Here is a 16,327-nt window from a genome sequence, read left to right as displayed (position 1 = left end):
CTTACTCCAGCCCATCCAGCAGCTCGTCGACCTTTTCAAGGGTCAGACGCTCATGGTAATGACCGTTGATGACCATCATCGGTGCACCACCGCAGCCTGCCAGGCACTCCTCCTCGCGCTTGAGGTAGACGCGGCCGTCCGGGGTGGACTGGCCGTGCTTGATGCCCAGCTTCTTCTCGCAATGGCGCACGATGTCCTCGGCGCCATTGAGCCAGCAGCTGATGTTGGTGCAGATGGCCACGTTGTTGCGGCCCACCTTCTCGGTCTCGAACATCGAGTAGAAGCTGGCGACCTCATAGGCCCACACCGGCGGCAGATCCAGGTACTTGGCCACGCCGGCGATCAGCTCGTCGGTCAGCCAGCCCTGGTTCTGCTCCTGGGCCGCATGCAGGCCCTGCAGCACGGCAGAGCGCTTGCGGTCCGGCGGGAACTTGGACAGCCAGTGATCGATGTGAGCGCGCGTCTTGTCGCTCAACACCACCATCGGGTCGACGTCGCGCGCCGTCTCGAAATTACCTGTCGCCTTCATCGGCCGACCTCAGCGAAATGCATAACGTGAAATTGCAGAAACTGCGGCGCCGGCTTGCGCCGGCTGCCTGCAGCAGGCGTTGGCTTGGCAGACGTCATTACCGGTCAACCTCGCCGAACACCAGATCGTAGGTGCCGATCATCGCCACCACGTCGGCCAGCATGTGGCCGCGCACGATCGAATCGATCGAGGACAGGTGGGCGAAGCCCGGCGCGCGCAGGTGCACGCGGAAAGGCTTGTTGGCGCCATCGGAGACCAGGTAGCAGCCGAACTCACCCTTCGGGGCTTCCACCGCCGAATAGGTTTCGCCGGCCGGCACGCAGTAGCCTTCGCTGAACAGCTTGAAGTGATGGATCAGCGCTTCCATGTCGTCCTTCATGTCCTCGCGGCTGGGCGGCGCGACCTTGAAGTTCTTCACCATCACCGGGCCCGGGTTGGCCTTCAGCCACGCCACGCACTGCTTGATGATGCGGTTGGACTCACGCATTTCCGCCACGCGGCACAGGTAGCGATCGTAGCAGTCGCCTTCCTTGCCCAGCGGGATGTCGAAATCGACGGCATCGTACTTGGCGTACGGACGCTTCTTGCGCAGGTCCCAGGCAACGCCCGAGCCGCGCAGCATCACGCCGGTCATGCCCCACTGGTGGGCCAGTTCCGGGCTGACCACGCCGATGCCGACCGTACGCTGCTTCCAGATACGGTTGTCGGTCAGCAGGGTTTCGTATTCGTCGACGCGACCCGGGAACTCGTTGGTGAAGTTCTCCAGGAAGTCCAGCAGCGAGCCTTCACGCGAAGCATTGAGCTGCTTCAGCGCCTTGCCCTTGTGCCAGCGCGATTCCTTGTACTTCGGCATGTGGTCCGGCAGGTCGCGGTAGACGCCGCCCGGACGGTAGTAGGCCGCGTGCATGCGCGCGCCGGAGACTGCTTCGTAGCAGTCCATCAGCTCTTCGCGCTCACGGAAGGCATACAGCATGACCGCCATCGCACCCAGATCGAGCGCGTTGGAACCCAGCCACATCAGGTGGTTCAGGATGCGGGTGATTTCGTCGTACATCGTGCGGATGTACTGCGCGCGTTCCGGCGCCTCGATGCCCATCAGGGTTTCGATCGAGCGCACGTAGGCGTGCTCGTTGCACATCATCGACACGTAGTCCAGGCGATCCATGTAGCCGATCGACTGGTTGAAAGGCTTGGACTCGGCCAGCTTTTCGGTACCACGGTGCAGCAGGCCGACGTGCGGGTCGGCGCGCATGATGGTTTCGCCGTCCATTTCCAGGATCAGGCGCAGTACACCGTGAGCGGCCGGATGCTGCGGGCCGAAGTTCATGGTGTAGTTGCGGATTTCCTGCCGGCTTTCGGCGGCGTTGCTGGCGAAGGCTTCGCCGGCCTGGTGTACGTGGCTCACTTCACTGCCTCCTGCGCGCGCTCACCTTCTGCGGTCTGCAGACGGGCGTCGTCGCGGATCACGCGCGGCACGCCGACGCGCGGCTCCACCGAGGTGACCGGTTCGTAGATCACGCGCTTCTTTTCTTCGTCGTAGCGGACTTCGACGTTGCCGATCAGCGGGAAGTCCTTGCGGAACGGATGGCCGACGAAACCGTAGTCGGTCAGGATCCGGCGCAGGTCCGGGTGACCTTCGAAGATCACGCCGTACAGGTCGAACGCTTCGCGCTCGAACCAGTTCAGGCCCGGCCAGATGCCGGTCAGCGAGGACACCACCGGCAGTGCTTCGTCAGGGGCGAAGCAGCGCAGGTGCAGCATCAGGTTGTGCTGGTAGGAGCGCAGCTGGGCGACTACGGCGAAACGCTGGGTCGGCATGTGCTGCGGGCTCGCGCCGTCGGCACCGTTTTCCTCGGTGGGGAACTCGCCCCACGCGAAACGGCCCTGGGCCTTGCCTTCGACGCCACGGCTGAAGCCCTGCGAGGACACGTCAACGGTGTCCCATTCGTCGGAGCCATAACCGAGGTAATCGACGCCGCAGAGATCCACGGCCTGCTCGAAACCAAACTCGTCACGCAGCGCCAGCGCGGTGGCATGCCACTCGGCGGCAGGCACCTCCAGCGTCACTTCGCCGCGGGGTTCGACCACGATGACCTTCGCACCAGCGAAACGTGCGGAGAGTCGGTCGATGAAGGATGCTTGCTCTGCCATGGGGGCTTGGCGCGCTCTTGTAGTGTGGAAGGGTCAGCGGGCGATGGTCTGTGTACGCCAGATCTTCTTCTGCAGCTGCAGGATCCCGTACACCAGCGCCTCGGCGGTCGGCGGGCAGCCCGGGACGTAGACGTCCACCGGCACCACGCGATCACAGCCGCGCACGACAGAATAGGAGTAATGGTAGTAGCCGCCGCCGTTGGCGCAGCTGCCCATCGAGATGACCCACTTCGGGTCCGGCATCTGGTCGTAGACCTTGCGCAGTGCCGGGGCCATCTTGTTGACTAGGGTACCGGCCACGATCATCACGTCGGACTGACGCGGCGACGGGCGGAACACCACGCCGTAGCGGTCAAGGTCCAGGCGCGCGGCGCCGGCGTGCATCATCTCGACCGCGCAGCAGGCCAGACCGAAGGTCATCGGCCACATCGAGCCGGTGCGCGCCCAGTTCAGCAGTGCGTCGACGCTGGTGGTGACGAAGCCCTTTTCCAGCAGCGGGTTGTCGCCCTCCGGCCGCAGGATGTCATCAACCCGCCCTTCCGGGACCGGATTGTTCATGAGGCCATCGAGAGTCTGAATCACTCCCATTCCAGCGCTCCCTTCTTCCAGACGTAAATGAAACCGAGGAACAGCATGCCGACGAACAGGCCCATGGTGACGAGCGAACGGGCGCCCAGCTCCATGAAGACCTGGGTCCACGGCACGATGAAGATGATTTCCAGGTCGAAGACGATGAACTGGATCGCGATCAGGTAGTAGCGCACGTCGAACTTCATGCGCGCGTCTTCGAAGGCCTCGAAGCCGCACTCGTACGGCGAGAGCTTTTCCAGATCGGGGCGGCGGGGACCGAGGAATCGACCGATCAGCATCAGCGTGATGCCGATACCGGTCGCGACGATCAGAAACAGCAGAGACGGCAAATATTCGGCCAGCACAGCGATTCTCTCTTGCCTCTGCCGCCGCGCCTGCAGGCGCTTTGGCATGGGGGAGTGGACGGGAAACGGCTGGCGCATTGCGCGCCAGGAGAACCCGCTTTACTTACAAATGGTGCCCAAGAGGGGACTCGAACCCCTACGACCTAAGTCGCTACCACCTCAAGGTAGTGCGTCTACCAATTCCGCCACCTGGGCAAACGATCACATCAGTCAGATAACCCGATGCGCCGCATATTGTAACCGTCTTCAGTCTTTCTGGGAGCCTTCCGAAGGCTTTTCTTCACCAGAAACCGAAGATTCCGCCTGAGCCGGCACATTCGCAGCCGGAACCGGGGCGACCGGGACCGCATCGGCCTTCGGAACGGCCGGGAGTTCACCTGCCGGAGCGGCCGGAGCGCTGGCCGCCGGAGCGGACATCAGGCCCAGATCCTGGTCGGCCGCCGGACGGCTGCCGTGGCCGGCATACCAGGCCATGAAGAGGCTGATGCCGAAGAACACGACGGCCAGCCACTTGGTCGACTTGGACAGGAAGTTGGACGCGCCACGCGCGCCGAACACGGTGCCCGAGGCGCCTGCGCCGAAGCCCGAACCAGCCGCCGCACCCGAACCACGCTGCATCAGGATGAGCGCGATCATGGCCACGGCCACGAGCACGTAGACGACATTGAGGATCAACATCAGCATTGGGAATCCGCCCTCGGACAATACTTACTAGGATTAGTTCGCGACCGCCGCCTCCGCGATGGCCAGGAAGTCCGCGGCCACCAGGGAGGCACCGCCGACCAGCCCACCATCGACATCCGGCTGCGCGAACAGTTCCCCGGCATTGTCGGGCTTCACGCTGCCGCCGTAAAGAATGGGCAGTGAATCAGCGATTCTAGCATCGATGCGCGCCACTTCGCCACGGATGAACGCGTGGACCTGCTGCGCCTGTTCCTTGCTGGCGGTCTTGCCGGTACCGATGGCCCAGACCGGCTCGTAGGCGACCACGGCAGTGGCGAAGCCCTCGCCCCCGACCAGGGCCAGCACCGGGGCCAGCTGTCCGGCGATGACGGCCTCGGTCCGCCCGGCCTCGCGTTGTTCCAGGGTCTCGCCGACGCAAAGCACCGGCACCAGGCCGGCATGCAGGGCGGCGGCGAACTTGCGCGCGACCAGCTCGCTGCTTTCATTGTGGTACTGGCGGCGCTCGGAGTGACCGACCAGGCCGTAGCGGGCACCGACCTCATGCAGCATGGCGGCGCAGACCTCACCGGTGTAGGCGCCCTTCTCGTTGCTGCTGACGTCCTGGGCACCGAACATCAGGCCGGTCTCGCCGAAGTCCTCGACCAGCTCCCCCAGGTAGGGCAGCGGCGGCAGGATCACCACCTCGACCCCGGCCTTGGGCAGCCCCGCAGCCACCTGGCCCAGCAGGTCAGTGGCGAATTGACGGCTGCCGTGCAGCTTCCAGTTTCCGGCGACGATCTTGCGGCGCATGAGCGGGTGGCTCCTGTATGAAGTCAGCCGCCCATGATACCCGTTACGGCAAAAACCCGTTTGCTTGTAAGCGGTTACATGGATTTTCAGCGAACGGCGCGGCCCCTCGTGGCGGGTCGGTTGGGTTGGGTGGGGTTGGGTTGGTCGCGAACGGCCCGGCTGGATTCGTTGGCTTGGCCGGGCGGGTGGGCTGCGCAGGGGACGCTGCAAGTACGTCCCTGTAAGCTCGGTCGCCGCTTCCATGCGGCTCACGCCCCTGCGCACCCCACCCGCCCGGCCTCCGACACATCCTGGCGGCTCCGGCCGCCACGGAAAGAAAAAGAAGAGCAAGAGCAAGAGCAAGGGCAAGGGCAAAAGCAGGAGCAAAAGCAGGAGCAGCATTCCGGGCTGTTCCGGGGTCAGATCCCTTTTCCGCAGGAAAAGGGATCGCCCCCTACGCCACGTCGATCTGACAGAGGTGTCGACCAAGGTCGACACCTACCAGGAGCCGCCCGTACCCACCGTCACCGGGAAACTGTCGGGGGGTGGGGCGGCGTGGGTTGGCAGGACCGTTGACGCCATGGATGGCGCCATCGAGCCCCATGGGTGAGGGCGCTTTGCTTGCGAAGCACTGCTTCGCAAGCGCCCGAACGCTCAGCCGCCAGCGGCTGGGCCGGACCCCGGAGGGGGGGTTACGGCGCGTCCTGCCGACCCACACCGCCCCGCCCAACCAGCAGTAACCCAGAGCCGCTTTGGCTTTGGCTTTGGCCTCTGCAGGTGCAGGGCGGCAGCCCTGCCAGACACCACCGAACACCCTCCGCTGGGCTCGCCGGGCACGGCCCGGCGCTACCCGTAATGAAAAAGCCGCCTTTCGGCGGCCTTCTCATTACTTCAGCTTGATCTCGCGCAGGCGTTCCTCGAGGAACCCGTGGGCGGTGATCGGCTCCGGGTACCGGCTCGGGTTTTCCGGGGTGATGCACGAGGGCAGCACGTCGATCAGGAAATCCGGGTTCGGGTGCAGGAAGAACGGCACCGAGTAGCGCGGCTGGCGGGCCAGCTCACCCGGGGGATTGACCACGCGGTGGATGGTCGACGGGTACACGTGGTTGGTCAGGCGCTGCAGCATGTCGCCGATGTTGACAACGATGGTGTCGGCATCAGAGGTGAACGGCACCCACTTGCCATCATGAGACTGCACTTCCAAGCCCGCGGCGCTGGCGCCGACCAGCAGGGTGATGAAGTTGATGTCTCCATGCGCACCGGCACGCACGTTCGGGATGTCGTCGGTCGTGATCGGCGGGTAGTGGATCGGACGCAGGATCGAGTTGCCGAAGTTGGTCTTGTCGGCGAAGAAGTCTTCCGGCAGGCCGATGTGCAGGGCCAGCGCCGACAGGACGCGCGAGCCCAGATTGTCCAGCGCCTGGTACAGGCCGTAGCCGCGCTCACGGAAGCCCTCGACTTCGCTCGGCCACAGGTTCGGCGCCATCACGTCACGATACCTGGAGTCGTCGGCGATCTCGCGGCCGATGTGCCAGAACTCCTTCAGGTCGAAGTGCTTGGAGCCCTTGGCGGTTTCCACGCCGAACGGGGTGTAGCCGCGGGCGCCGCCGCTGCCGGCCACGTGGTACTGGCGCTTGACCTCGTCCGGCAGGGCGAAGAAGGCCTTGAACACGTCGTAGGCCGCGTCGATGTCGGCCTGCGGGATGCCGTGGTTGCGGATGCCCGCGAATCCCCATTGGCGGTAGGCCGCGCCCAGCTCGGCCACGAAGGCGTCGCGGTCGCTGTCAAAACGGGTGATGTCGAGGGTCGGGATCTGGCTCACAGCGGTTCCTGGCTTGTCGTTGGGTCAAAGGGCCGGCAGCTGTCTGCCGGCCAGCATGAACATTGTGACAGATCGGCCGAAGTACGCCATCGATACAATGAAACAAACCGATACAATGCGCCACCCGCGCGAGCAGGCGGCCCCTTGGGGCGCCCATGCAGCACGTCCCCTGCCCCCTGCCCGCCCCCTGCCCGCCCGCTCCTGCACCATGTCCGCCGCCTCGCCTGATTCCGCCCCTGCCTCGCTTTCCGCACCTGACCGCCGCTGGCGCCGGCTGGCGTGGTGGTCGTTGTTCGTCGCTGCCAACGCAGCGCTGGCCCTGCTGATCACGCTGGGCAACGTGCCGCTGGGCGACAACCCCGGCGGCGGCCTCGGCCTGGCCTACCTGGCGGTCGCCCTGCCCGGCCACCTGCTTGCCCTGGGCGCGCTGGCCGGCGCGCTGCCGCTGGCGATCGGCCTGTGGCCGCGCAGCGCGCGCACATTGACGCTTTCAGCCATTACGGTGCAGGGCCTGTGGCTGTGCCTGCTGCTGGTCGACGCCAAGGTGTTCGCCCTGTACCGGTTCCACCTCAATGCGATGGTCGCCAACATGGTGTTTGGCGGCGCGCTGCACGACCAGGTCAGCCTGTCGTGGAAGACCTGGCTGCAGGCGGGCGGCCTGGTGGCGGCCATCTTCGCCGCGCAGGCGCTGCTGGCCTGGGCCTGCTGGAAGCTGCTGTCGCCCGCACCGCACCGCCGCCGCGTGCTGCAGGCCTGGACCGCCATCGCCCTGCTGATGGGCGGCGGCCAGGTCGCCACCGCCTACTACGATGCGCTCGGCGAGCGCGCCGTGATCGGCCAGTGGAACTACCTGCCCTGGGCGCAGCCGATCACCGCCAAAAGCTTCATGCGCCGGCTCGGCGTGCACAGCCAGCAGCAGGCCGGCCTGCCCGACCCGCGCCACGCCCAGCTGCAGTACCCGCTGCAGCCGCTGCGCTGCCAGAGCCATCGCCGGCCCAACGTGCTGATGGTGGTGCTGGAATCGCTGCGGCACGACGCACTGACCCCGCAGTACATGCCACACACCGCGGCGCTGGCGGACTCGGCGCGCGTGTACGACCACCATTTCAGCACCGGCAACGCGACGCGTTACGGCCTGTTCGGCCTGCTCTACGGGCTGCCCGGTGGCTACTGGCCGAGCATGCTGGATGAGCAGCGCGGCTCGCAGCTGTTCAAGGTGCTGCAGCAGCAGGGCTACGACCTGCACCTCTATGGCAGCGCACCACTGTACAGCCCGGAATTCGACCGCACTGCTTTCGCCGCGGTGCGCGGGCTGCTGCACCAGGGCCCGCCGGAACTGGATTCGGCCGGGCGCGACCGCGCCATCGTCGCATCGCTGCAGAAGGACATCGAACAGAGCCAGGCCGGGCAGCGCCCGTGGTTCGGCTTCGTGTTCCTCGATTCCACACACGCGCCGTACCACGTGCCGGCCGGCTACCCGCCGGTAGCCACGCCGATGGCGGCTGACATCGACTTCCTCAAACTCGGCCCGGACCATGACCCGACGCCGGAGCTCAACCGCTACCACACCGCCGTGCACTACGCCGACAGCCTGGTTGGCGAGCTGCTCGACCAGCTGCGTGCGCAGGGCCTGGAGCAGGACACCATCGTGCTGGTCACCGGTGACCACGCCGAGGAATTCAACGACCTCAAGCTCAACTACTGGGGCCACAACGGCAACTTCTCCAACCACCAGCTGCAGGTGCCGTTCGTGCTGCACTGGCCGGGCGAAGGCAGCGGCCACGACGCGCGCACCAGTTCCCACGAGGACTGGGTGCCGACGCTGATGCGGCATGCCCTGGGCTGCGAGAACGCGCTGGGCGATTTCAGCACCGGCCAGGACCTTCTGGCCGTGCCGCAGGGCCCGCGCTCGCTGGTGGTGGAGAGCTGGTCGCAGCGCGCGGTCCGCCACGGCGACGCGATCTACGTGTTCGACAAGTTCGGCAACGCGACCGCACTGGACCAGGACTACCTGCCTCTTCCGCAGCAGGCGCCCGACCCGGCCAGCCTGCGTACCGCGTGGGATGCCCTTACCCGCTTCCGCAACCGTTGAATTACAGGACTGATTCGCGATGAACCGCCCGCTGCGCATTCTCCACACCGAAGCCGCCAAAGGAATGGGGGGCCAGGAGATCTACATCCTTCGCCACATGCAGGTGATGCGTGCGCGCGGCCACGAGGTCGCGCTGCTGTGCCAGCCCGACGCGCGGCTGGCCACGCTGGCCCGTGATGATGGCTTCACCGTGCACACCCTGCGCATGGGCGGCATGGCGCGGCTGATGCGCGGCATCTGGTCGGTGTCGCGGCTGGTGCGCCGCGAGCGCTACGACGTGGTCAACACCACCAGCCGCCGCGACACGCTGATTGCCGCCGCCGGTGCACGCCTGGGCCGAACGCCGCTGGTGGTGCGCTCACGCCACCTGATGAGTCCGGTCAACTCGCTGCTGACCTATACCGGGTTGCCGCACCGGGTGATCACCGTGAGCCGCTTCGTGAAACAGCTGTTGGCCGAGCGTGGCATCGCCAGCGACACCATCGGCATCGTGCCGCCCATCGCGGTACCGCCGCGCTGGACCGACATCAGCAAGGAAGACCCGTGGCAATGCCTGCAGGACGTCCGCGCCGAGGTCCGCGCCGAGCTCGGCTTCAGCGACGAGGACATCGTGGTCGGCTGCGTGGCGGTGCTGCGCGAACCGAAGGGCCATGCCGACCTGCTGCGTGCGATCGCGCCGCTGTGCAAGGCCAACCCTCGCCTGCACCTGGTGGTGGTCGGCAACGGCGAGGCCGTCATGCAGCGCCTGCTGGAGATGCGCGAGGAACATGGCCTGCAGCAGCAGGTGCACCTGCTCGGCTACCGCGACAACGCCTGCCGGCTGATGACCGGCTTCGACATCTTCGCCCTCGCCTCGCACAAGGAGGCGGCCGGCACGGTCTTCCTCGAGGCCGCCTACGTGGCGGTGCCGATCGTCGCCACGCGGGTCGGCGGCGTGCCGGAAATGGTGGCCGAAGGCAGCAATGCCATCCTCACCCGATTGGGCGACAATGGCGCGTTGACCGCCGCCCTGCGCCTGCTGGTGGATGATCCGCAGCGCCGGCAGATGATGGGCCGCGCCGGCTGGGACTGGATGCGCACTGCGCACGATTTCAGCCCCGCCGGGCATGGCGAAACCACCGAACACTACTACCACCAGTGGCTGAAGGAGCTGGGACATGGCTGATGCGCGAACCGTTCCGGTGCTGATGCACCATCACGTCAGCCCCTCGCCGGGGATGATCACCGTCTCGCCGGAAAATTTCGAAAGCCAGATCGCGTGGCTGGCCAACAACGGCTGGACCTCGCTGACCCTGGACCAGTACGCCGGCTTCCTGGCCGGCAAGCCGGTGCCGCGCCGGTCCATCGTCATCACCTTCGATGATGGCTACCTCGACAACTGGGTGTACGCGCACCCGATCCTGCAGAAGTACGGCATGCACGCGGTGGTGTTCGTGGTGACCGGCTGGATGGGCGAAGGCGAGGTGCGCCCGCATGCGGGTGTCGCCGGTGCGACGCTGCCTGCGACGCCGGACCACCGTGGCTGCGAAGCGGCGATCTTCGAGAACGACCGCAGCGACGACGTGATGATGCGCTGGAGCGAAGCACGCGCGGCGATCGAGGCGGGCACGTTCGAAGTGCACTGCCACACCCACACGCACACCCGCTGGCTGCGCCGCGACGACCTGGACCGCGCACAGCGCCGGGCCGGCATCAGCCAGGACCTGGCGATCTCGAGGGAGGTGCTGCAGGAGAAGCTGGGCGAAGTGTCCGACACGCTGTGCTGGCCCTACGGCGATTTCGACCAGGACCACGTCGAGGTCGCGCGTGAGCACGGCTTCCGTTACCTGCACACCACCCACCCGTTCGGCCGCAACGTGGTCGGTGGCGATCCGGAACGCATCTACCGCTTTGCGATCCGCAACCGTCCGGCCAACTGGCTGCGCAAGCGCATCGCGCAGAGCTACAACCCGCTGATCGCGCCGTTCTTCAACGGCTTCAAGGCGCGCCAGAAGAAGATGGTGCCGGGGCCCTGAGCGGCCCAGGCCGTCACCCCATCGCTGCGGAACAAAAAACGCCCCGGTCTCCCGGGGCGTTTTCAGTCTGGACCTGCGGCAGGTGGCTCAGGCAGAGGCTGCCGACTTCACTGCAGCGGACAGGCGATCCAGCGTGTCCTGCATCAGCGTGGCTTCGTCGGCCTCGACAGTGACGCGCACCACCGGCTCGGTGCCGGACGGACGCAGGAACGCGCGGCCGCGGCCGGCCACGGCCTGCTGTGCGTCAGCCAGCGCCGACTGCACGCTGTCGGCCTGCACCGTGGCCTTGGCCGAGACATCGCCCAGGCGCACATTGACGGTCTTCTGCGGCACCTTGGCCAGCGGCTGCAGCGCCTGCCGCAGGCTCTGGCCCGTGCGGCGCAGTGCCACCAGCACCTGCAGGGCGCTGACGATGCCATCGCCGGTGGTTGCCCGGTCCAGGCACAGCAGGTGGCCGGAGGCTTCGCCACCGAGCACGCCGCCGCCTTCGATCAGCGCTTGGTGGACATAGCGATCGCCCACGTTGCTGCGCACGAACGGGATCTGCAGTTCGCCCAGGGCCTTTTCCAGGCCGTAGTTGCTCATCAGCGTGCCGACCACCGGGCCGCGCAGGCGGCCGTCGGCCTGCCACGCACGGGCCAGGATGTAGAGCAGGTCGTCGCCGTCGACCGGGTTGCCCTGGTCGTCGGCCATCAGCACGCGGTCGCCGTCGCCGTCGAAGGCGATGCCGAGGTCGGCACCGGTCTCGCGCACCTTGGCGGCCAGGTTGTCGATGTGGGTCGAGCCCACGCCATCATTGATGTTGACGCCGTTGGGCTCGGCACCGATGCCGATCACTTCGGCACCCAGCTCACGGAACAGCAGCGGTGCGATCTGGTAGGTGGCACCGTGGGCGCAGTCGAGCACCAGGCGCACGCCACGCAGGTCGAAAGTGCGCGGCACGCTGGCCTTGCAGAATTCGATGTAGCGGCCGACCGCTTCGCGCGCACGCGCGGCCTTGCCCAGCTTTTCCGATTCGGCCGTCACGAACGGCAAGTCCAGCGCGGCTTCCAGCGCCAGTTCGGTGGCATCGTCGAGCTTCTCGCCCTGGGCGGAGAAGAACTTGATGCCGTTGTCGTAGTGCGGGTTGTGCGAGGCACTGATGACGACGCCGGCATCCACGCCCAGGGTGCGGGTGAGGAAGGCCACCGCCGGGGTCGGCATCGGCCCCAGCAGCTGCACGTCGGCACCGGCGGCCACCAGGCCGGCTTCCAGTGCGGCTTCGAACATGTAGCCGGAAATACGCGTGTCCTTGCCGATCACCACGATCGGGCGGCGGCCACCGGGGCCGCGCTGTTCGACCAGCACGCGGCCCAGCGCATTGCCCAGGCGCAGCACGAAGTCGGCCGAGATCGGGCTCTGCCCGACGCGGCCGCGGATGCCGTCAGTACCGAAGTACCTGCGGCCCGACATCACGCCACCTCCGGCGCCGGCTGGCGGCCGAGCATGGCCAGCAGGTCGGACAGGCGGTTACGCATTTCACGGCGGTCACAGATCTGGTCGATGGCACCGTGTTCCAGCAGGAACTCGGAGCGCTGGAAGCCTTCAGGCAGCTTCTCGCGCACGGTCTGCTCGATCACGCGCGGGCCGGCGAAGCCGATCAGCGCCTGCGGCTCGGCGATGTTGATGTCACCCAGCATGGCGAACGAGGCCGACACGCCACCGGTGGTCGGATGGGTCAGCACCGAGATGTACGGCAGGCCGGCTTCGCGCAGCTTGCCCAGCGCGGCCGAGGTCTTGGCCATCTGCATCAGCGAGAACAGGCCTTCCTGCATGCGCGCGCCGCCACTGGCGGAGAAGCACACGTAGGGTGCACCGATCTCGACGGCGGTTTCAGCGGCCAGCGCGAAGCGCTCACCGACCACCGAACCCATCGAGCCGCCCATGAAGGCGAAATCGAAGGACGAGGCGACCAGCGGACGACCCTTGAGCAGACCACGCATCGCGATCAGCGCGTCGTACTCACCGGTGTTCTTCTGCGCGATCTTGATGCGCTCGCTGTACTTCTTCTGGTCCTTGAACTTCAGCAGGTCGGTCGGGCCCAGGCGGGCACCGATCTCGGTGGTGCTGTCGGCGTCGAAGAGGGCCGCCAGGCGCGCGCGGGCGCGGATCGCCATGTGGTGACCGCACTTCGGGCAGACCTCCAGGTTCTCTTCCAGCTCGGGGCGGTACAGCGCGCTGCCGCAGCTGCTGCACTTTTCCCACAGGCCCTCGGGGACGCTGCGCTTCTTGCTGGGGGTGTTGTCGGTGCGGATGCCAGACGGCATCAACTTGCTGAGCCAACTCATGCGGGAGGACACTTCCGTTCAGGGCGGCCCGAGGGCCGCAAAGGCGGACAGTCTAGCTCTGCTGCGCCCGCCCGTGCACCCCTTGCGGGGAACGGGCCGGCAGGAAAAAACCATGCTGGGACGTACGTTTAGCGTCGCCGGGCATGGCCCGGCGCTACCTTCAAGGCGTCCAACGCGTCGGAGGTAGTACTGGCCGCTGGCCGGCAACCCTTGGCGCACGCGTGGGTCAGGCGTCCAGCGCCTGCCGCAGCGGGGCCAGGAAGGAACCGGCACGCTGGGCAGCCTCCTCGGCCGAACCGGCATCGGCCAGCGCCGCCACCAGGGCGCTGCCGACCACCACGCCATCGGCCTGGCGGGCCATGGCCGCGGCACTGGCCGCATCCTTGATGCCGAAGCCGGCCACCACCGGCACGCTGGCGCGTGCACGCAGGGCCTGCAGCCGTGCGCTGGCGGCATCGCTGTCCAGGCGCTCGGAGGCACCGGTGACGCCGGCGAAGCTGACGTAGTAGAGGTAACCGCGGGCCAGCGCGAGCAGCTTGCCGGCGCGTGCTTCGCTGGTGGTCGGCGAGGCCAGCAGGACCAGCGCCAGGCCAGCCGCATCGAAGGCCTGCTGGGCTTCACCGGCTTCTTCCGGCGGCAGGTCCACCAGCAGCACGCCGTCCACGCCGGCGCCCACCGCAGCCTCGGCGAAGGCCGCGTAGCCGTGGATCTCCACCGGGTTGAGGTAGCCCATCAGCACCACCGGAGTCTGCGCATCACGCTGCCGGAACTCCGCCACCGCCTGCAGCACGTAGCGGCTGCCGGCACCGCGGCCCAGCGCGCGCTCGGAACTGCGCTGGATGGTCGGGCCATCGGCCATTGGATCGGAGAACGGCACGCCCAGTTCGATCACATCGGCACCGGCCTCGACCAGCGCATGCATGACCGGCACGGTGGCCTCCAGCGACGGGTCGCCAGCGGTGATGAAGGGGATCAGCGCCTTGCGCTGCTGCTCGCGCAGGCGCTGGAAACAGGCATCGAGTCGGGATACGGACATGTCAGGTACATCCTTCGATCAGGTCAACGGCGCCGCTGGCGCCCCAGTACATTCGGGAAACGATGCCGTCGACGATCTCCACGCGGATCGCCAGGTCGGAACCGGGATCCTGCCAGAGCAGGGTCTCGCCAGCCTCGGCATCTTCGCCATAAGGATGCGCGAGGGCGCCTCGTGGCAGCAGCTGCAGGGCCTGCGCATGCGGCATGTCAAGGCGCAGGCCGAACGGCCCGGGCTGCACCACCACCTGGCCCGAATCGTCGATGGGGGCCAGGTCGAAGCGCACCACGTCGCCGTCCTGCACCATCATCGCCACGCCTTCGGGCAGCGTGCCGCGCTCGTAATACTCACAACGCCCGGCCGTGGCCTCGCCCAGCCCGGCCGAGTGCCACTGCGCCTCCCCCTCCAGCTCGCTGAAGGGCTGGCCGATCAACACGTCGCCGGCATGGTCCAGCGCCACCGACACGACTGCCGGGGCGGTTTCGTCCTCGGCGCTGTCGGCGCGGGTGGCCACCGGCGCATCCTCGATCGGGCGATGCGCGGCGTCATCATCATTGCTGGCCAGCTGGCGTGCCGGAGCGATCGCTGCGGGCGACGCCGGCGCAGGTGCCAGCACCGGCGGATCGGGTGGCGTGCAGCCGCCCAGACCGACCGCCAGTACCAGCGCGCCACCGTGGCGCAGCACGTAGTTCACAGCACCAGGCCTTCGCGCGCGGCGATGGTGTGCACGTCCTTGTCGCCACGGCCGGACAGGTTGCACAGCACGATCTGGTCGCGCGGGCGCTCACGGGCCAGCTTGATGGCCTGGGCCAGCGCGTGGCTGGATTCCAGCGCCGGCAGGATGCCCTCGACATGCGCCAGCAGGTGGAAGGCCTGCAGCGCCTCCTCATCGGTGATGCCGAGGTAGGTGGCACGGCCGCTGTCGGACAGGAAGGCGTGTTCCGGGCCGACGCCGGGGTAGTCCAGGCCGGCCGACACCGAGTGGGTCTCGATGATCTGGCCATCGTCATCGCACAGCACGTAGGTGCGGTTGCCGTGCAGCACGCCGGGCCGGCCAGCGGCAATCGAGGCGGCGTGGCGACCGGTGTGGATGCCGTCGCCGGCCGCTTCGGCGCCGAAGATCTCGACCTCGCGATCGTTGAGGAAGGCATGGAACAGGCCGATGGCGTTGCTGCCACCGCCGACGCAGGCGGTGATCGCATCGGGCAGGCGGCCGTACTCGGCCAGCATCTGCTCGCGCGCTTCGCGGCCGACGATGGCGTTGAAGTCACGCACCATGCGCGGGTACGGGTCCGGGCCCGCCACGGTGCCGATGATGTAGAAGGTGTCCTGCACGTTGGTCACCCAGTCGCGCATCGCTTCGTTGAGCGCGTCCTTCAGGGTGGCCGAGCCGGAGGTGACCGGCACCACCGTCGCGCCCAGCAGCTTCATGCGGTAGACGTTGATCTTCTGCCGCTCGATGTCGGTGGCGCCCATGTAGACCACGCATTCCAGGCCCAGGCGCGCGGCGACGGTGGCACTGGCCACGCCGTGCTGGCCGGCGCCGGTCTCGGCGATGATGCGCTTCTTGCCCATCCGCGCGGCCAGCAGGGCCTGGCCGATGGTGTTGTTGATCTTGTGCGCGCCGGTGTGGTTCAGGTCCTCGCGCTTGAGCAGGATCTGCGCACCGCCGACGTGATCGCTGAGGCGCTGGGCGTGATAGATCGGGCTCGGCCGGCCAACGTAATGGGCCAGGTCCTTGTCGTAGGCCAGCTGGAACGCCGGGTCCTGGCGGGCCTGGTCGTAGGCCTCGGCCAGTTCCTGCAGCGGGCCGACCAGGGTTTCGGCGACGAAACTGCCGCCGTAACGGCCGAAGTGGCCCTGGGCGTCCGGGAAGGCATGGTAGTCGGCAATGGGGGAGGCAGACATGGAAGCGACCGCTGGTTCGAGACAGGTGGATACTCTAGCGCACGGATCCTGACCGGAATATCG

At 67.2% G+C, this 16,327-nt stretch carries 16 protein-coding genes and 1 tRNA gene; 3 read left to right on the top strand and 14 right to left on the bottom strand.

The annotated features are described in order from the left end of the window. Nucleotide 1: 1 nt before the first annotated feature. The 9 genes from nuoE to NQ204_RS15400 form a co-directional block, all read right to left on the bottom strand. Nucleotides 2–529, bottom strand: coding sequence for an NADH-quinone oxidoreductase subunit NuoE (gene nuoE / locus NQ204_RS15440; RefSeq protein ID WP_108769456.1), 528 nt, complete (start codon nt 527–529; stop codon nt 2–4). Nucleotides 530–626: 97 nt separating this feature from the next. Further along, nucleotides 627–1,934, bottom strand: a complete 1,308-nt coding sequence (locus NQ204_RS15435; RefSeq protein WP_116863229.1) for an NADH-quinone oxidoreductase subunit D — start codon at nt 1,932–1,934, stop codon at nt 627–629. Next, on the bottom strand, nt 1,931–2,680 hold the full coding sequence (locus NQ204_RS15430; protein ID WP_256644334.1) for an NADH-quinone oxidoreductase subunit C: 750 nt from the start codon (nt 2,678–2,680) through the stop codon (nt 1,931–1,933). The genes NQ204_RS15435 and NQ204_RS15430 overlap by 4 nt, the downstream gene beginning before the upstream one ends. A 33-nt stretch (nt 2,681–2,713) precedes the next feature. Further along, nucleotides 2,714–3,268: a NuoB/complex I 20 kDa subunit family protein gene (locus NQ204_RS15425; protein ID WP_079222612.1), complete on the bottom strand. Its 555-nt coding sequence runs from the start codon at nt 3,266–3,268 to the stop codon at nt 2,714–2,716. Next, nucleotides 3,259–3,615: an NADH-quinone oxidoreductase subunit A gene (locus NQ204_RS15420; protein ID WP_079222613.1), complete on the bottom strand. Its 357-nt coding sequence runs from the start codon at nt 3,613–3,615 to the stop codon at nt 3,259–3,261. Before NQ204_RS15420 ends, NQ204_RS15425 begins: the two co-directional genes overlap by 10 nt. Before the next feature lie 110 nt (nt 3,616–3,725). Further along, nucleotides 3,726–3,810 (bottom strand) — tRNA-Leu (locus NQ204_RS15415). A gap of 51 nt (nt 3,811–3,861) precedes the next feature. After that, the gene (gene secG, locus NQ204_RS15410) at nt 3,862–4,299 is read right to left on the bottom strand and encodes a preprotein translocase subunit SecG (protein ID WP_108769459.1); all 438 of its coding nucleotides are present in this window, start codon (nt 4,297–4,299) and stop codon (nt 3,862–3,864) included. 33 nt (nt 4,300–4,332) lie between these two features. Then, nucleotides 4,333–5,088: a triose-phosphate isomerase gene (gene tpiA, locus NQ204_RS15405; RefSeq protein ID WP_116863231.1), complete on the bottom strand. Its 756-nt coding sequence runs from the start codon at nt 5,086–5,088 to the stop codon at nt 4,333–4,335. A gap of 865 nt (nt 5,089–5,953) precedes the next feature. Next, the gene (locus NQ204_RS15400; RefSeq protein ID WP_116864875.1) at nt 5,954–6,889 is read right to left on the bottom strand and encodes an isopenicillin N synthase family dioxygenase; all 936 of its coding nucleotides are present in this window, start codon (nt 6,887–6,889) and stop codon (nt 5,954–5,956) included. Nucleotides 6,890–7,097: 208 nt separating this feature from the next. On the opposite strand from NQ204_RS15400, the gene NQ204_RS15395 reads away from it, so the two are divergent. Genes NQ204_RS15395 through NQ204_RS15385 form a run of 3 tightly spaced genes read left to right on the top strand, consistent with a single transcriptional unit; the run spans nt 7,098 to nt 10,996 of the window. Continuing rightward, complete coding sequence (locus tag NQ204_RS15395) at nt 7,098–8,981, top strand: DUF3413 domain-containing protein (RefSeq protein WP_116864874.1); 1,884 nt, start codon at nt 7,098–7,100, stop codon at nt 8,979–8,981. A 19-nt stretch (nt 8,982–9,000) separates the two neighbouring features. Next, entirely contained in the window at nt 9,001–10,146 is a 1,146-nt protein-coding gene (locus NQ204_RS15390; protein ID WP_116864873.1) for a glycosyltransferase family 4 protein, read from the top strand. Further along, the gene (locus NQ204_RS15385; protein ID WP_116864872.1) at nt 10,139–10,996 is read left to right on the top strand and encodes a polysaccharide deacetylase family protein; all 858 of its coding nucleotides are present in this window, start codon (nt 10,139–10,141) and stop codon (nt 10,994–10,996) included. Before NQ204_RS15390 ends, NQ204_RS15385 begins: the two co-directional genes overlap by 8 nt. Before the next feature lie 87 nt (nt 10,997–11,083). On the opposite strand, the gene glmM is transcribed toward NQ204_RS15385, so the two are convergent. From glmM to trpB, 5 genes are all read right to left on the bottom strand, one after another. Then, nucleotides 11,084–12,448, bottom strand: a complete 1,365-nt coding sequence (glmM, locus tag NQ204_RS15380; protein ID WP_116864871.1) for a phosphoglucosamine mutase — start codon at nt 12,446–12,448, stop codon at nt 11,084–11,086. Beyond that, on the bottom strand, nt 12,448–13,323 hold the full coding sequence (gene accD / locus NQ204_RS15375; protein WP_116864870.1) for an acetyl-CoA carboxylase, carboxyltransferase subunit beta: 876 nt from the start codon (nt 13,321–13,323) through the stop codon (nt 12,448–12,450). The genes glmM and accD overlap by 1 nt, the downstream gene beginning before the upstream one ends. A gap of 226 nt (nt 13,324–13,549) precedes the next feature. Then, nucleotides 13,550–14,359, bottom strand: a complete 810-nt coding sequence (gene trpA, locus NQ204_RS15370; protein ID WP_116864869.1) for a tryptophan synthase subunit alpha — start codon at nt 14,357–14,359, stop codon at nt 13,550–13,552. Nucleotide 14,360: 1 nt separating this feature from the next. Beyond that, nucleotides 14,361–15,050, bottom strand: a complete 690-nt coding sequence (locus NQ204_RS15365; RefSeq protein WP_256644333.1) for a hypothetical protein — start codon at nt 15,048–15,050, stop codon at nt 14,361–14,363. Then, nucleotides 15,047–16,264, bottom strand: coding sequence for a tryptophan synthase subunit beta (gene trpB, locus NQ204_RS15360; protein ID WP_116864867.1), 1,218 nt, complete (start codon nt 16,262–16,264; stop codon nt 15,047–15,049). The genes NQ204_RS15365 and trpB overlap by 4 nt, the downstream gene beginning before the upstream one ends. Between the last annotated feature and the right edge of the window lie 63 nt (nt 16,265–16,327).

The organism is Stenotrophomonas testudinis, from assembly GCF_024499815.1.
Classification (GTDB): Bacteria; Pseudomonadota; Gammaproteobacteria; order Xanthomonadales; family Xanthomonadaceae; genus Stenotrophomonas.
Note: the sequence above shows the minus strand (reverse complement) of the source record. Positions and strands in the feature narration are given on the sequence as shown.

Excerpts from the sequence above, each read along its gene's own strand:
- nuoE (WP_108769456.1), bottom strand. The coding sequence starts at position 529 with ATGAAGGCGACAGGTAATTTCGAGACGGCGCGCGACGTCGACCCGATG.
- NQ204_RS15430 (WP_256644334.1), bottom strand. The coding sequence starts at position 2,680 with ATGGCAGAGCAAGCATCCTTCATCGACCGACTCTCCGCACGTTTCGCT.
- NQ204_RS15425 (WP_079222612.1), bottom strand. The coding sequence starts at position 3,268 with ATGGGAGTGATTCAGACTCTCGATGGCCTCATGAACAATCCGGTCCCG.
- secG (WP_108769459.1), bottom strand. The coding sequence starts at position 4,299 with ATGCTGATGTTGATCCTCAATGTCGTCTACGTGCTCGTGGCCGTGGCC.
- tpiA (WP_116863231.1), bottom strand. The coding sequence starts at position 5,088 with ATGCGCCGCAAGATCGTCGCCGGAAACTGGAAGCTGCACGGCAGCCGT.
- NQ204_RS15395 (WP_116864874.1), top strand. The coding sequence starts at position 7,098 with ATGTCCGCCGCCTCGCCTGATTCCGCCCCTGCCTCGCTTTCCGCACCT.
- NQ204_RS15390 (WP_116864873.1), top strand. The coding sequence starts at position 9,001 with ATGAACCGCCCGCTGCGCATTCTCCACACCGAAGCCGCCAAAGGAATG.
- NQ204_RS15385 (WP_116864872.1), top strand. The coding sequence starts at position 10,139 with ATGGCTGATGCGCGAACCGTTCCGGTGCTGATGCACCATCACGTCAGC.
- glmM (WP_116864871.1), bottom strand. The coding sequence starts at position 12,448 with ATGTCGGGCCGCAGGTACTTCGGTACTGACGGCATCCGCGGCCGCGTC.
- accD (WP_116864870.1), bottom strand. The coding sequence starts at position 13,323 with ATGAGTTGGCTCAGCAAGTTGATGCCGTCTGGCATCCGCACCGACAAC.
- trpA (WP_116864869.1), bottom strand. The coding sequence starts at position 14,359 with ATGTCCGTATCCCGACTCGATGCCTGTTTCCAGCGCCTGCGCGAGCAG.
- trpB (WP_116864867.1), bottom strand. The coding sequence starts at position 16,264 with ATGTCTGCCTCCCCCATTGCCGACTACCATGCCTTCCCGGACGCCCAG.